This is a genomic window from Acidobacteriota bacterium, from assembly GCA_016196065.1.
Taxonomy (GTDB): domain Bacteria; phylum Acidobacteriota; class Terriglobia; order Terriglobales; family Acidobacteriaceae; genus Acidiflorens.
This window is the reverse complement of sequence record JACPYL010000010.1, coordinates 185,608-199,556: the sequence shown is the minus strand read 5'-3', so window position 1 is coordinate 199,556 and position 13,949 is coordinate 185,608. Positions and strand designations below refer to the sequence as shown.

The 13,949-nt window shown below is 57.1% G+C and carries 12 protein-coding genes; 1 reads left to right on the top strand and 11 read right to left on the bottom strand.

The genetic code is table 11. The annotated features are described in order from the left end of the window. The first annotated feature begins 49 nt into the window (after positions 1-49). The gene (locus tag HY010_04265; GenBank protein MBI3474921.1) at positions 50-1,306 is read left to right on the top strand and encodes a hypothetical protein; all 1,257 of its coding nucleotides are present in this window, start codon (positions 50-52) and stop codon (positions 1,304-1,306) included. A gap of 89 nt (positions 1,307-1,395) precedes the next feature. Here the strand turns inward: HY010_04265 and HY010_04260 are convergent, their stop codons facing one another. From HY010_04260 to HY010_04210, 11 genes are all read right to left on the bottom strand, one after another. Further along, complete coding sequence (locus tag HY010_04260) at positions 1,396-2,175, bottom strand: esterase family protein (protein ID MBI3474920.1); 780 nt, start codon at positions 2,173-2,175, stop codon at positions 1,396-1,398. A gap of 106 nt (positions 2,176-2,281) precedes the next feature. Next, complete coding sequence (locus tag HY010_04255; protein ID MBI3474919.1) at positions 2,282-2,710, bottom strand: hypothetical protein; 429 nt, start codon at positions 2,708-2,710, stop codon at positions 2,282-2,284. An 8-nt stretch (positions 2,711-2,718) separates the two neighbouring features. Next, positions 2,719-3,150 carry a hypothetical protein gene (locus HY010_04250; protein MBI3474918.1) on the bottom strand — a complete coding sequence of 144 codons (432 nt, stop codon included), beginning with the start codon at positions 3,148-3,150 and terminating at the stop codon, positions 2,719-2,721. A 6-nt stretch (positions 3,151-3,156) separates the two neighbouring features. Continuing rightward, positions 3,157-4,074 carry a diacylglycerol kinase family lipid kinase gene (locus HY010_04245; GenBank protein MBI3474917.1) on the bottom strand — a complete coding sequence of 306 codons (918 nt, stop codon included), beginning with the start codon at positions 4,072-4,074 and terminating at the stop codon, positions 3,157-3,159. Positions 4,075-4,160: 86 nt separating this feature from the next. Then, complete coding sequence (locus HY010_04240; GenBank protein MBI3474916.1) at positions 4,161-5,870, bottom strand: AMP-binding protein; 1,710 nt, start codon at positions 5,868-5,870, stop codon at positions 4,161-4,163. Between the two features lie 152 nt (positions 5,871-6,022). Further along, entirely contained in the window at positions 6,023-6,265 is a 243-nt protein-coding gene (locus HY010_04235) for an acyl carrier protein (protein ID MBI3474915.1), read from the bottom strand. Positions 6,266-6,320: 55 nt separating this feature from the next. Continuing rightward, positions 6,321-7,124 carry an enoyl-CoA hydratase/isomerase family protein gene (locus tag HY010_04230; protein ID MBI3474914.1) on the bottom strand — a complete coding sequence of 268 codons (804 nt, stop codon included), beginning with the start codon at positions 7,122-7,124 and terminating at the stop codon, positions 6,321-6,323. Next, a complete protein-coding gene (locus HY010_04225; GenBank protein MBI3474913.1) occupies positions 7,121-8,776 on the bottom strand; it encodes an AMP-binding protein in 1,656 nt (551 codons plus the stop codon). The genes HY010_04230 and HY010_04225 overlap by 4 nt, the downstream gene beginning before the upstream one ends. Positions 8,777-8,874: 98 nt before the next feature. Continuing rightward, positions 8,875-10,284 carry a polysaccharide pyruvyl transferase family protein gene (locus tag HY010_04220; GenBank protein MBI3474912.1) on the bottom strand — a complete coding sequence of 470 codons (1,410 nt, stop codon included), beginning with the start codon at positions 10,282-10,284 and terminating at the stop codon, positions 8,875-8,877. Continuing rightward, entirely contained in the window at positions 10,281-11,414 is a 1,134-nt protein-coding gene (locus tag HY010_04215) for an SDR family oxidoreductase (protein MBI3474911.1), read from the bottom strand. The genes HY010_04220 and HY010_04215 overlap by 4 nt, the downstream gene beginning before the upstream one ends. A 53-nt stretch (positions 11,415-11,467) precedes the next feature. Then, positions 11,468-13,858, bottom strand: a complete 2,391-nt coding sequence (locus HY010_04210) for an SDR family oxidoreductase (protein MBI3474910.1) — start codon at positions 13,856-13,858, stop codon at positions 11,468-11,470. Between the last annotated feature and the right edge of the window lie 91 nt (positions 13,859-13,949).

The following is a 13,949-nucleotide window of genomic DNA, read 5'->3' as shown; positions in this document are numbered from 1 at the left end:
CGCTCCTTTAGTTTGTTGACCGATGTGTGAAGCCCACTCTGGAGAAACTATGAATTCGCCTCTCGTCAAACTGCGCCTGTCAGGACCCTTTATTAATTTCACCCTGGCCATTCTCTGTCTTTATCCCGTGACCTCGCTCGCACAGGCAAACTTCTCACTCCAGAACAGTCCCAGTCCCAACGCGCACGGCAACACCTTGAATGCCGTGACGGCGATTTCATCAACGGACGCGTGGGCAGTGGGCTTCAGGAATGACAACAATCTCAATGAGTCCCGAACACTCATCCAGCACTGGGATGGCTTGAAATGGAAGACGGTTCCCAGCCCCAATCCGGGGTCCACCGGTACCTGCAAAGGATTCAACACCGGTAATCTTCTGGCTGCGGTCTCGGCGGTTTCTTCCTCAGACGTGTGGGCGGTTGGCCTGATGTTTGACTGCACTTCATTGCTGAAACCGATGGCATTGCATTGGGACGGCCTGAAGTGGAGCAAGGTGAAAACCCCTGCCCTTAACACCAACGACAATGCGGCATTCACCGGAGTTCGGGCCTTTGCCTCGAATGACGTGTACGCCGTCGGCTATCAACCTGCCACCAACGGTGCGGTGCTCACTCTCATCGAACATTGGGACGGCTCATCCTGGAAGGTTATCTCCAGCCCCAACGGCAACAACACCGGCAACGTACTGGCTGGAATCTCCGGCAATTCCCCGACCGACATCTGGGCAGTGGGCGACATGGTGGCCCCCAACACGCCGGTGAAAACGCTCGTCGAGCATTTCGACGGCGCAAATTGGACGATCGTTCCGAGTCCCAATCCACTCCCGACGGGCAGCCTGAATCAGAACGTCCTCAGCAGCGTGCAAGCGAATTCTGCGACCGATGTTACCGCTGTCGGCTTCCTGTCGAACTCCGGGACACAGACCGTCACTACCCTCGTCGAACACTGGGATGGACATCAATGGAGCGTCATCCCTAGCCCGAATCCAAGCGAAAATGCGGGATCCTTCAACATCCTCAGAAGTGTGTCGGGCACTTCGGGATCCAACCTCTATGCGGCGGGATTCTTTGCGAATGGTCAAACCGGCGGGCAGCAGAGAACCATGGTGGAGCACTTCGACGGCCACAACTGGAGCATCATTGCCAGTCCGACAAAGGGCATCGCACAACAACTCCAGAGCGTTTTCGCTGTGCCTAATTCCACCAGCGTGTGGAGTGTCGGCGCTTTCACATTCGAGCAAACCGATCCGGAAACCGGTTTCCTGATTGTGCCGAAGACGCTTGTTTTGTTTTCGCCGACTTCGTAGAGCGGCGAGAGGTCATAGAATCGGGCCGCGTCGGTGTGATCACGAAGCCGAAGTGGCGATCTGTCACTAAGTCGGGTGCAAGTACGACTTCACGCTCCAAAAAGGAATGACAGAGCTTCCGCAAAGCGCGTGCCCCAGGTCGCCTCGTTGTGCAAGCCCCCTTCTTGCACCACCACTTTCAGGCGCGCCTTGCCCAGCTTCGCGGATAGCAGGATGCTCTGCAACTCTTGCACATCGTTGACGACCCTTTCATCCTTCGCAGGGTTTCCGACTTCCTGTGTGCCCATCCCAAGATAAATCCGGTAGGGCCAATCCCGGAAGTTCCTGCACTCTTCAAGGATCCTCCGGTTGGCAACCCACAACGATGGACTCTCAATCAGCAGCCTCCCAAAGACTCCCGGGGATGCTAACTGTGTGTACAGCGTGATCAGCCCACCGAGAGATGATCCACCTAGCCCCGTATGTTCCGGTCCCTTGGCGACGGAATAATACTTCTCGATCATGGGCATCACTTCGCGCAGGAGAAACTCGGGATAGCGCTTTCCCCGGGGTCCAAGCACGCGCGGGTCCTGCGATCGGTACGGGATATATTCGCGCACCCGGTCTTTCCCCGTGTTGTCGATGCCGACGATGATCATCGGCGGAACCTTATCCGCATTGATCAGCCGTTCCGCGGTCGCTCCCACACCCCAGTCCACTCCCGCGAAGGCCGTCGACGGATCAAATAGATTTTGCCCATCGTTCAAGTACAGCACTGGATAGCGCGTCCTACCCAAGCCGTCATAGTCCGGAGGCAACCACACCCGCACCGTCCGCGTATTCCTGAAAATCCGGCTCCGCAATTCATGCAGGCGCAAATTTCCAGCCATGACTGGCGCGTCAGTAGCCGCAACCGTCCGCGCAGATTTTCTGGATTTGATCAAAGCCATGATTGGAAAAACGAGGCCAGCATCCGTAGAGTTTGTCGATTACAAACTAAAAGTTGGCGCTCCGACTCTTGGACCAAAGTGTGCCGGAAACAATTGCGATGCCACTAATCGCTCCCAACGAACTCAGGCACAGAATGCACCACACGCCCAGCACATACCCCTCGATGTAGGTCAGGTAGAGCGCAAACGCCAGACCCGCCAACGCGCCAGCAAAAATCATAAAGGGTGTTTCGCGCCGCTGCCGATACACCGTCGCCAGCCCCAGTACCGCGCCATAGCCCAGCATTCCGATCAGCGCCACCGGGATCCCCATGAGTTCCGAGTAGTCGCTCCGGTTCACAATGTCGCAATTGAACGCTGTCCCGATATCGCAGTACGCCGTTTTCGATTTGGCGTAATGATGCTGCAACGAGACAGAGGAAACCACGATTCCTACGACCGCTAGAATCGCAATCAAGCTGAACAACCGTGGCATGCCCGAACTCATGGCAGCGGGCATCCGGTTCGCTCGCTTAACTCATCGAGTTCGAAGATGCGCTCCACTCGCTCGCCCGTCGGTGGGAACTGCCACGTGGGATAGTGTTTGATATCCGCGTCTTTGCAGACCTGCGTGCGAATACTCGTGTCGCCTTCCACTCCGCATTCCACATACGGAGCGAGCTTAAAAGATGCCTTGCCGAATTTGTCCTTCTGTTCCTGACAATGTGGACACCACCATGCGCCATACATCTTGACTCCACGATCGGTCAGGCATTTGGCGAACCCGTCGTATTTGTGCTGTTGCCGGTTGCCCAGGTAGTAGACCGCCGCGAACGCTACCACGATCAACAGCCCGTAGGCAGCGCGTTTCCCCCAATTCACGGGTTCTGCAATACCTGCATTCTCTTTTCGCCGCTCTCGTCTCTGTTCAGACATGGTTTTTTATACCACGACCTGCAATACCGACGGCAAAACATCGATCGCTTCGCAATGTACCGTAAGCGCTTCGCCGTCCACCATCACATCAATCGGGCCATCGAGATCGAACTCCACCCGCTGTGTCTTCTTACTCTCTGCCAACGGATGCTGCACGTGTGTCCCGTCATACAAAGTGCTCAGGTTCCTGACCAACCCCGCGCGACCGATCGGTCCCCAGCGCACGAAATCAATCAAGCCGTCGTCAGTGGCGGCGGTCGGAGCGATCATCATGGTGCCGCCGGTAAACTTGCTGTTGTTAAAACTCAGAAAGAGGCACGAGCGCCGATCGAATTCCTTCTCACCCGCCACCCGCACCGGGAAAGGACGCCGCTTCAACTGCGCCAGCCCCATGAAGATGGAAGCAAAGTATCCCATCTGCCCTGAATTCTTGAACCGCCGGGACCGCAAAATATTGACGTCGGCCGCAAACCCCACGCTGAGCAGGTTGATGTAATACAGGACGCCCTCGCGATGCGTCAATCGCAGAACGTCGCACGCCTGCGACCGCCGAGCCAGTAGCGCCTGCATCGCGTGCTCAACACCCTGATCTCCAAAATCGCGCAGAAAAGAATTGCCGGTACCCAACGGCAAAAATGCCAGCGTCGGTATGTGCGATTCAGCGCTGCTTGTGGCTAGCGCGTCCGGAAACAGTCCATTGACGACCTCGTACGAAGTTCCATCCCCACCCACCGCGAGGAATTTTCGGTAACCCCGACCGTACGCGTCGCGAGCTATCCGAGTCGCATCCCCCTCCGCATGGGTTTCAACAGTTTCAAGCGCGAGTCCACCCGCTCGGAGGCGATCCAATGCCGCGCCGACAAGTTTGCGTGACTTGCCGCCCCCCGCCGCCGGATTAACGATGGTTAGAAAAGGGAAGGTCACAGGTCACAGGTGTCAGGCGTCAGGATTGCAATCATTCCAACTGATCCGCATTTCCTGCGAGCTGTAACCCGTCACCTCTGACCTGATCAAATCTCCACCACGCTCTCGCGCACAACCTCACGCCCAATTGTCTCCGCCAACTCCACGCGTTTGATCTTCATCGACGCGGTCCGCGGAAAGTCCTTCTCCCACACCAGGTATCCACCCACGCGCTTGTAGTCCGCCAGCCGCCGGTTGCGCGTGGCCAGATCGTCCCGCAGTGCCTCGCTGAATTGCTGGCCTTGTTCCAGGCGAATAACCAGTACTAGCATTTCGCTGCCCAATTTTTTCTGTGGCCATACATAGCCCGCCGCAAAAATGCAATATTCCTTCACCGGCAACCCGTCGAAAACCGATTCCACGTCCTCGGGATAAATATTCTTTCCGCCCTCGGTCACGATCATGTTCTTCTTGCGGCCGAAGAGTTGAAGATGGCCGTTGCCATCGAACCGCCCCAGATCGCCCGTCAGGAGCCAGCCTTCCACGATCGTTTGCGCCGTCAGTTCCGGATCCTCCAGATAGTGCGACATCACGGCGCGACTCTTAACCGCAACTTCCCCGATCCCATCCTCTGCAGGACTAAGAATCCGCAACTCGGAACCAGGCAACGGTTTCCCAACTGTGTCAGCGCGAAATGGTTTCAGATCGTTCAGAGTCACGGCAGTACAAGCTTCCGTGAGTCCGTACCCGCACGTCACCGGAATGCCAAGATCGTAGAAGAACTGCATCGTCCCCGGATCAGTAAACGCGCCACCCACAATCAGCGCCTTCAATTCTCCGCCAAATGCCTTATGCACCTGGGGCAGCAACCGACGGCTCAGTGCGACGCGCGCCCGGCCTTTGGTCAGCAACTTGTTAAGGCCAATCAACCGGTCCAGAACAAATCGCTTCGACGGAGGAAGCTCGTCAAACTTCGCGCGCAGTCCCCGTTCCAGATTCTTGAGCACCATCGGAACCAGGCTCACATAGGTAATTCTGTATCGGACAAACGCATCGCGCACAAACTCCGGACGCAGCGTCCGCAAATGCACCACACACGCCCCGCAGACAAACGGGCCAATGAATCCAACCATGAAGTCGATCGCATGGTTCGTCGGCAGAATACTCAGATACCGCACACCCGGCCAGAATGGATACCAACTCGTTAACGCTCTGCATTGCTCGAGATAATTGTCATGGGTGAGCACGCACCCTTTGGGCCGCCCACCAGTGCCGGACGAGTACACGATGCACGCCGTGTCTTCACGCTGCCGCGCCACAAATTCCGGTTCCCCTTTGCGGCGGAATTCCTCCCAGCGATACGCTCCTCGCAAATCGGCACCAGCCGGCGCTTCCGTGACCAGTACGATCTCCGCCGGCAACTTCGAAAACTCAGGCGCCTGCGTCATCGCCCGCCACAGGTAGTATTCGACGATCAAAAATCGCGCCTTCGAGTGCGCCAGCAACTGCAGTTGCTCCACCGCCGTCAGCTTGTAATCCAGCGGAACCAGCACGCCGCCGCAATAGAAGATGGAATAGGCCGAGATCAGCCACTTCGACTGATTCGTCATGATGATCGCTGCCCGGTCTCCAACCTTGAACTCAGCGTCCTGCAACGCGCGGCACAATGGGCGCGCCATCTCTTTAAAGTCCGAATAAGTAAGCCGCACCTTCTCGCGATCGCGATCGGCTTCGATCAGGCAGGTAACATTGGGCCAGCGTTCCAGCGCATCACGCAGCGCCGCACCCAGGCTGGCATATTGACGGAGATCAAGCATTCAGACGGTTATCTCACTACAAAGACACAGAGTCACAGAGAGACACCAGAGTTTATCAGAAAGTAATCTATGTCCGTGTCATGCAATGGACCGGCGATACCCAAAAAACAACGATTTTTCGATGCGTCTCTGGGACTCGGCGGAGAACGCCTCTACAGCCGCGCCTGAATCCGGCTCGCCAGCGTGCGGAAATCCGATACGCCTTGCAACTCGTAGTCCGGCAACTCGATCCGAAAGTGCTGTTCGAGCCGTGTCAACAAATCAAGCGCCTGCAGGCTATCGATGCCCAACGCCTTGAAGAAGTCTCCATCGGGCGTGAGCTTTTCCCGCGGCACTTTGAAATGTGTCGCAGCCAGGCTGAGTATCTCGTCGAGTGTGTTGTCAGTAGTTGGCATGAGTTCCCAAATTACCAATTACAAATTACCAATTACAAATTACCACTTACAAATCCTACGGCAAATACGGCTGCACGCCCTCGTTCTCCACGAATTTCCGCAATCCTTCTTCGACGGCCGGCTGTGCAAACAAGTCGCAAAAAATTTCGATTTCGCGTTTCAACTCGTCATACGGGATCGGCTTCATGAACTCTTTCGCTGCCATCGAAGTCCGACGATCAAATTTTCCGACCTGTGCCGCAGTCGCGCGCGCCAGGCGTAACGCCTCGCCTTCGGCAGCGATCTGACTGACCAACCCGATCTGTTGTGCCTTCATGACATTGAAACTACGTCCCGTCATCAGCAAGTCGCGTACCACAGCATTCCCCAAATCCCGTTTCAGACGGGGAATCCCGCCGAATCCCGGAATCAGGCCCAATCTCAATTCTGGAAAGCAGAAACGCGCCATCCGGTCCGCAATAATAATGTCGCACACCAGCGCCAACTCAAATCCGCCGCCAAACGTCACACCGTGGACCGCCGCAATCGTCGTGAGCGGCGCTGCGTCCAGCGTGTTCATCACCGCGTGAATGCGCCGCAGGAATTCCCGGACGCCTCGCACCGCCTCGGCCTTCTCCATCCCCTGCGCGCCTTGATATAGTTCGCGCAAGTCGGCGCCGGCCGAAAACCCTGCCTTCATCGTGGAATGGACGATCAACGCATGCGCATCGCCCGCCAGTTTCGGCAGCGCGGCCGCAAACGTTTCCAACTCTTCCAGTGTTCCCGACCCAATCTCGTTACAAGGTTCACGATGGAGCGCCAACTCAATCGCTCCATTCACGATCTGCCACGAAATTGCCTGCCCCTTGAATTCGTTCATGCCGTTTTCGTCGCCCGATACATGCCGTCGATCTCGCTGCGAAATCGTTCCGCGATCAAGTCGCGCTTCAGCTTTCCATTCGCAGTCAGCAATCCGCCTTCAATTGTGAACGGATCGCCCACCAAATGAAAGGCCCGCACCTGCTTGTAATGCGGCAGGAGCGGATTCACAACATCAAGCGCGGCCTGTACATTTTCGCCGCTTACCTTACCGGTCACCAGCGCTGCCAGGTATCCGCGCGCATTTCCAACCAGCACGACTTGCGTTGCGCCCGCCAGATGTTCCAGGATTTTCTCTTCAATCGGTTCCGGTGCGATGTTGTGTCCGGACCCCAGAATAATCAGGCTCTTGATGCGCCCGATAATCTTCCAGTTCCCTGCCGCATCCACTTCACCCTGATCACCGCTGTGAAACCAGCCGTCCTGCAGCACTTTCGCCGTCTCCTGCGGACGATTCCAATATCCCGGAAAAATGTTTGGCCCGCGTACGAGAATCTCTTCATTCTCGCCTAGCGCCATCTCAACACCCGCGATCGCAGGACCAACACGCCCCGGAACCACCTTCACGTTCGGATCGTCCATCGTGCAGATCGCCGTCGTCTCCGTGAGCCCGTAGACCTGGAGGACAGAAATTCCCAGCATCGAGTAATACATCTGGGTCTCAACACTCAACGGAGCCGAGCCGCAAATCAGAGCGCGCAACTTGTTGCCGATCATTTTTTTTCGGATCGTCGGAAACACCAACCGCTGCGCCATTCCCAGCCATACGCCGTCTCCGGATTTCTTCTTCCCTTCCTGCCGCCGCGTCCACGCGCCCTTCGCTTTACTGTAAATCTTTTGCGGAAAGCCGCCCGTTTGCCACAGTTGCTCGTCGACCGCCTTGCGCATTCTCTCCAGCAGCGCTGGGACATTCAAAAAATATTCCGGAGACGACGCCCGCATATCCGACGCTAACTTGCCCAGATCGGTATTCAGCGTGAGACGGCTACCGCGCAAAAGGCACGTCAGCAGCATGATCCACGACCCCGCGAAACAAAACGGCAGGTAGTGAAACACGGAATCCTGTCCAACCCCTCGTTTCATCAGTTGATCCAGCCGTCCCGACGTACATCCAACCATGTGCGTGATGTTGCCCGCGTTCAGCATCACACCCTTGGCTTCACCGGACGTTCCCGACGTATAGATAATCGTCACGGCATCGTCATCTTTCACGGTGAGCGCCACGTCGGAAAGAGGAGCCCGCGACGACGTAAACACTTTGCTCATCGAAAAATTCGGAGGCGCTTCCGGCCACTCCTGCACGATCGAGTCAGCCAGCATCTGATCGCCACAACAGATCAACGATGGCGAACAATCCTTCATCATCGCCACCAACTCGGTCGCCGCCTGCCGCGCGTACAGCGGAACTACAGTCAAACCCTCCGCCATGATGGCCAGATCCATCGCCACCCATTGCGTTGAGTTGTGCGCCAGCAACGCGCAGCGGTCGCCTCTCTTCAGCCGTAAGCGCCGAAGATACGCACGCCCCACCATTACCTGGTCAATCAACTGCCGGCCCGTAACCGGCAATGTCCGTCCATCGCGCAACTCCTGCAGCACGACACTATCGCCGCTCTTCTCCAGGCTCGCGAAAATCTGTTCCAGAAATGTCATGAAATGCGATTGATCACGAAACTAAGGATTGTCATCGTGAGCGAAGCGAAGGACCCGTTCCGACTAGCCACTAATCACCAACAACCATCAACATGTTCCTACGAATACGCCCCCACCAACTCCCGTAATCCCACGCTCATCGACGGCAAATAGTCTTCCCAACTCCACTCACCCTTGCGCGTCGGAAACTCCGGATACCTTCGCTGCACTTCTTCTTCGAAATACACTCCCATGCGCGCCATCAATTTCAGATTGCGCACGACTGTCCGCGCGATTCCGTCGGCAATCCGTTCTCCTTCGCGATCCAGGATCTCCAGCGCCGCCAATGTTCTCTCGGCCAGGTCCGGATCATCCACATTCATCAGCAAATCGCGATGCCCGCGTTCATTCATCAAATTGCGGATACGCTCGTCCATGGTGATTCCCGCCGACGGTACCAGCGCCGGCATCGACGTAACAATGCCGTGATAGCGCGACGACACCATCATGTGGCACGCCCGCAGTATGCTGACGAGTTGATACATGTCGTACTCTTCCGACGTCAGAATCGGCACTCCGCCGAGCATTTCCGAGATGCGCTTGGCAGGACGAGCATCCAGTCGTTCCGTCGCGACCATGATGACGAAGACATTTTTCTTCTGCCGGAACGCAGCAACCGCTTTCGCGATCGAACTCAAGTAATGTTCGTAAGCACGATCCGCTTCCGGGCCTGCATTGTGAAAATACGGACCGCGATAGTGGCTCGCGGCATACGCACCCGTGACACTATGCAGTGCAGCCTTTGCCACCGACGCCTTCACCGGCCACTCAAACGGATTGATCGGGCACACCACCAGCACCGGCGTTTTCCCATCCCAACCCACATCGCGCAGCGCCTTCTGTCCGTACTCCGCGCCGAGTGGTTCAAACGTCCACGCCGTGTCTGTTCCCAGTTCGGTGGGAACACCCAGTTCACGTAGAATTTTGCGCGACTCCTCGTTGCGCGTGATGACCAGTGAGTTCTTGCAATATCGCCCGCACATCTTGGCGACCAGCGGATCCATGTGTCCCGCCTCGGCGCCGTAACCGACCGATAGTTTATTTTCTGCTGCGGCAATTCCGAGCGACCCGATCATCATCGTGGCCAGCGCATTCGCAAATTTCGACTTGAACATCGAGCCTTCACACGCGACGACACCGTGATGCCTGGGTACTTCATTTGCCAAAAACGGTGGGAAGATATCCGGCAGCCGGACTTGCGACGTTCCATCAAAATATCCGCGGGAGCGATCGAAGTTGAACGTCATCATGCTGAGGTCGACGTTCTCCGGACCGAGGATGCGGCGTACCTGCCGCAACATTTCCTCAACGCGCACGTCTGACCCCGTGTTGCGCGTGCCGTTATATCCCGCAAACAATAGCTTGAGCTTCTGGCCCGGTTGCCATGGCTGGCCCTTGCCCATCACCCATTGCACTTTTTTGCCTTCGATGATGGCCGACACCCAGGCCTCAAGGAACAGGTCCATCATGCAGCCGCTCCTCCCACGCCCTGCGGCCAGGGCTGGTACGGATAGCTGAAATCATGCTCGCGGCTGAATTTCAGCAAGGGGAAACTGTACTGGGAGAACGGTGCCGGCTTCCGTTCCATTTCCGTGGTCACGCGAGTATTGTCGAAGACCGTGTTCCACATCAGATAGGGCAGAAATACTTTCATGAGCGCCGCACCATGACCGATCGGCCCCTTGCGATTCGCCAGCGTGTTGACGATCGAGCTGAACGGCTTTTCCAGGACTGGCATGAACATCGGGCCACGCTTCGACTGCGCCGCCGCTAAGGCCGTCGTCAATTCACGAAACGTCTGCGAGCCATTGCCCGACGAAAGATGATAGGTATCGTGCAAGGGATTCGCCTTCATGTGAAGGGTAGAAATCGCATCCGCCACAAAATCCACGTTCACGATATCGATCTTGTCATCCGGACGAAAGGGCAGCACGGGCAATCCCGCGAGAAACACAAACGAGCGCACCATATCGAACTGCGTCGTCTCCGGATAACGGCTATCTCCCAGCACGATGCTCGGACGAAAAATTGTCAGCGGAACGTCGGGCAGAAGTTCCCGAACCATGTGCTCGCAGAATTTCTTGGTCCGCGCATACGGATCGTAATCCGAGCGTTCCCACTCAATCGAACGATCTTCCGTCACAACCTCGTGGTTCCTCTTCCCTGCCACGGCGACCGTACTCACATTCGAAAACCGCTGCAGCCCGTGATAGTAGTGCGAACGCCGCGCCAGTTGCGCCACTTCCAGTGTGCCGCGCAGGTTCACATTCAGGCAGCTCTTCTCCGACTTACGGTTCAGCGATGCTGCGCAATGGATAATCGAGTCGGTCGTGTGTACCAGTCGCTCGTAAGTGTCCTTCTCCATGCCAAAGAGAGGATCCGTCAGGTCACCGATGAAGATCCGCACTTTTGACTGCAGGTATTCCTGGAAAGTCTTGAACGGCATGTGCAACTGGAGGGCGTTCCACAGGCGGACCTCCGCGTCATGCGCATCCTGTCCACGCACCAGCAGATTCAGCGTGGAATCGTGCTGCTGCAACAAATTCGACGCGACATGCGCGCCGATATATCCCGTAGATCCGGTGAGGAAAATGGCCATCTGAACCAAGAACTCTTTCTATTTTCGAAATCACTTACTGTCCGTGGTTGCGTTTACGAATACCGCAACGTCGCACCCGTCCCAGTCTTGACGCTCTCCGCTGTATCACCGGCTGCCCGCAGACTTCGCGGAGCTCTGGCCTCCAGTGGACGCCCTTCAATCAGCGGATACGTCCACCGCCGCAGAGCCGGGATGTGAATTTCGATCCAATATTCCCACCAGTCCACCGCCGCCGCGTCGTATCCAAAAGCAGCCCGTTCTTCCGGCACCAATGCCTGTGCGAGCTTCTCGACATTGTCCGCGACAAAATCATGCTCGTTGTGCAGAATAAACGGCTCAAACAACTCAATCAGCTTTTCAACCCGCTCCAGGCTGCGCTCCGTTTTTGCCAGCGGCTTGCGGACCGGTAGGGGCGACATGATCGCCTGTATAGACTTGATGATCATCCGCTGCGCCGGCGCCGACATGCGCTTGTAGCGCGTCTTGGAAACCGAAATCGCATCCATCCTCAATCGTAGCCAATACTCCAGACCTTCTTGCGCCCGGTAGTGCTTGCGATGTCCCAACGAAGTCAACTCAATACACCGGCCCATGTCGCAAGGATTGGTCACCGACGTCGCCAACTGGTACAGCGGATCATGCCGCCGTTCAACCAGCGCTGCTGCTATCAGTGTCATGCCCGCGCACACCGCGTCCACCGGAATAATGTCGAGCCGCTTGCGTTCGTTCGACGGCAATTGCCGGAACGAAGTTCCCAACAGATACGACAACGAAGCCGAGGTATTGATGCCTTCATTCCACCCGCGAAACGGCTTAAATACCGACGTTTCCACAATCGCCGGCCGCACAATGGCGATCGGCAGCCCCGCCCCGTGCTTCGCGATCAGCGATTCGGCCAGGCTCTTGCTGAATGTGTACGTATTCGGCCAGCCTAGTTCGCGCGCGCGGGCCATCCCGGCCTCGGTCAAGTAGTTCTTCAGCCAGCGCACTCGATTCTTACGAATCTGGTTCTCCAGCGCCGCTCCGTGCAGATCCTTGGCCGCGTGTTCTTTTTCACGCGCCTGCTGCCGCAATTCCTCCGTAACTTCAGGCCCCTCGGCCCGCGCTTCCGCGGATTCCACAAACTCGTGCAGCGCATGCCACTCTTTTTCCGCGTCAAAGTCCGCCACACCAGCCGGCGTGTAGTTCAGACGAACCCGCTCGCTCACTCGTCCATCGCGCTGTCCGGCAACGTAACAGGTGGAGAGGTGCAGCAAGGCCGCATGTTTCGATCCACGGATAAACTCGATCAGGTGATAGGTCGAGTCCACGTTGACGGCTAACGCATCCCGCAGGTCAGGATTGAAATCGGTCAGCCCCGAGCTGTTGACGATGACATCCAACTCGCCTTGTAGACGCGCCGCCACTTCCGGATCCAGTCCCAGTCCCGGCTGCGAAACATCGCCTTCCACAACTTCCACTCTGTCGGCGAGAAACGAATCGAGACGGTCGCCGTAGCGTTCAAACAGAGGATCGAAAACCGGCGACTCCTCGATCATCTTCTCGAAACGCGCGCGGCCTGGATTCGACTTCTGACGCCGGATCAGCAAATACAATTTCCCGATTTCCGGCAAATCCAGAAGCATATTGGCGAGCCACACCTTGCCGATAAATCCCGTGACCCCGATCAGCAGGATGCGTCGGCCACTCAGTGCCTTGCGCACCGAGAGCTGGCCTGTATGCCGGGTCTCATCAAAATAAACAATCGGACGCGATCGCACCGGCGCTTCCCGATCCGCCGAAACTGCCGCCCCTTCGAGCGCCCGCAATCCTCGGAGACCAAGCGCCCGCACCCAGCGTGCCGTGCTCTGTTGTCCGTCCGGCCCCGCTTCGGCGATCCGCGCAAACAACCCTCGCGGACGAATAATCGGGCTCAGTACTCTGCCGGTTGCCACGCCATCGCGAAACTCCAAGCGATTGGAAATGATCCACCGCACTCCCACATGCCGCGCCAGCGGACGCATCACATGGTCCAGCCCCTGGCTCACCAGCACCACTTCGGCGCCCGTATCCTGCAGCGCCTTGAGTTTCTTCACTCCTTCTTCCTTCAGGAGCGGCTTCAGCTTGTACTGGAATTCTTCTTCTCCCAGCAGATCGAGCCGGTCTCGCGTAATCCCCCGCAGCACCGAGTGGACGATCCGCGTGGCTGCCTTTCGATTGAGCGCGTAGAGAATTGGCCGCAGCGCCGCCGTGAGCAGAACCAGCCCTCGCCGCAATCCACGTGAAGCAAAAGTCTGGCTGTTCCAGGCAAAAAAGGCGATGGAACGAGTCGTCGTCAGTTCCAGCAGACTGCCTTCGACCCGCCAGTAAACTGGGGCGGCCGGGCGACCGAGATGTGAGTTGGTCTGGGACAAGCAGTTCTTTCGGCTGACAACGCCTTCCACGGGGAGGGCGGAATCTTCCATTTTAACCAATCCGCAACGATCGCGGGGCGCGACCAGCGCTCGTCCAGAAGTCTATGCCACCTAAAGAGGCCTTGCGCCACAAATTCCTTGG

Coding starts and splice junctions, on each gene's coding strand:
- HY010_04265 (MBI3474921.1), top strand. CDS start 50: ATGAATTCGCCTCTCGTCAAACTGCGCCTGTCAGGACCCTTTATTAAT.
- HY010_04260 (MBI3474920.1), bottom strand. CDS start 2,175: ATGGCTGGAAATTTGCGCCTGCATGAATTGCGGAGCCGGATTTTCAGG.
- HY010_04255 (MBI3474919.1), bottom strand. CDS start 2,710: ATGCCACGGTTGTTCAGCTTGATTGCGATTCTAGCGGTCGTAGGAATC.
- HY010_04250 (MBI3474918.1), bottom strand. CDS start 3,150: ATGTCTGAACAGAGACGAGAGCGGCGAAAAGAGAATGCAGGTATTGCA.
- HY010_04240 (MBI3474916.1), bottom strand. CDS start 5,870: ATGCTTGATCTCCGTCAATATGCCAGCCTGGGTGCGGCGCTGCGTGAT.
- HY010_04235 (MBI3474915.1), bottom strand. CDS start 6,265: ATGCCAACTACTGACAACACACTCGACGAGATACTCAGCCTGGCTGCG.
- HY010_04230 (MBI3474914.1), bottom strand. CDS start 7,124: ATGAACGAATTCAAGGGGCAGGCAATTTCGTGGCAGATCGTGAATGGA.
- HY010_04225 (MBI3474913.1), bottom strand. CDS start 8,776: ATGACATTTCTGGAACAGATTTTCGCGAGCCTGGAGAAGAGCGGCGAT.
- HY010_04220 (MBI3474912.1), bottom strand. CDS start 10,284: ATGATGGACCTGTTCCTTGAGGCCTGGGTGTCGGCCATCATCGAAGGC.
- HY010_04215 (MBI3474911.1), bottom strand. CDS start 11,414: ATGGCCATTTTCCTCACCGGATCTACGGGATATATCGGCGCGCATGTC.
- HY010_04210 (MBI3474910.1), bottom strand. CDS start 13,858: ATGGAAGATTCCGCCCTCCCCGTGGAAGGCGTTGTCAGCCGAAAGAAC.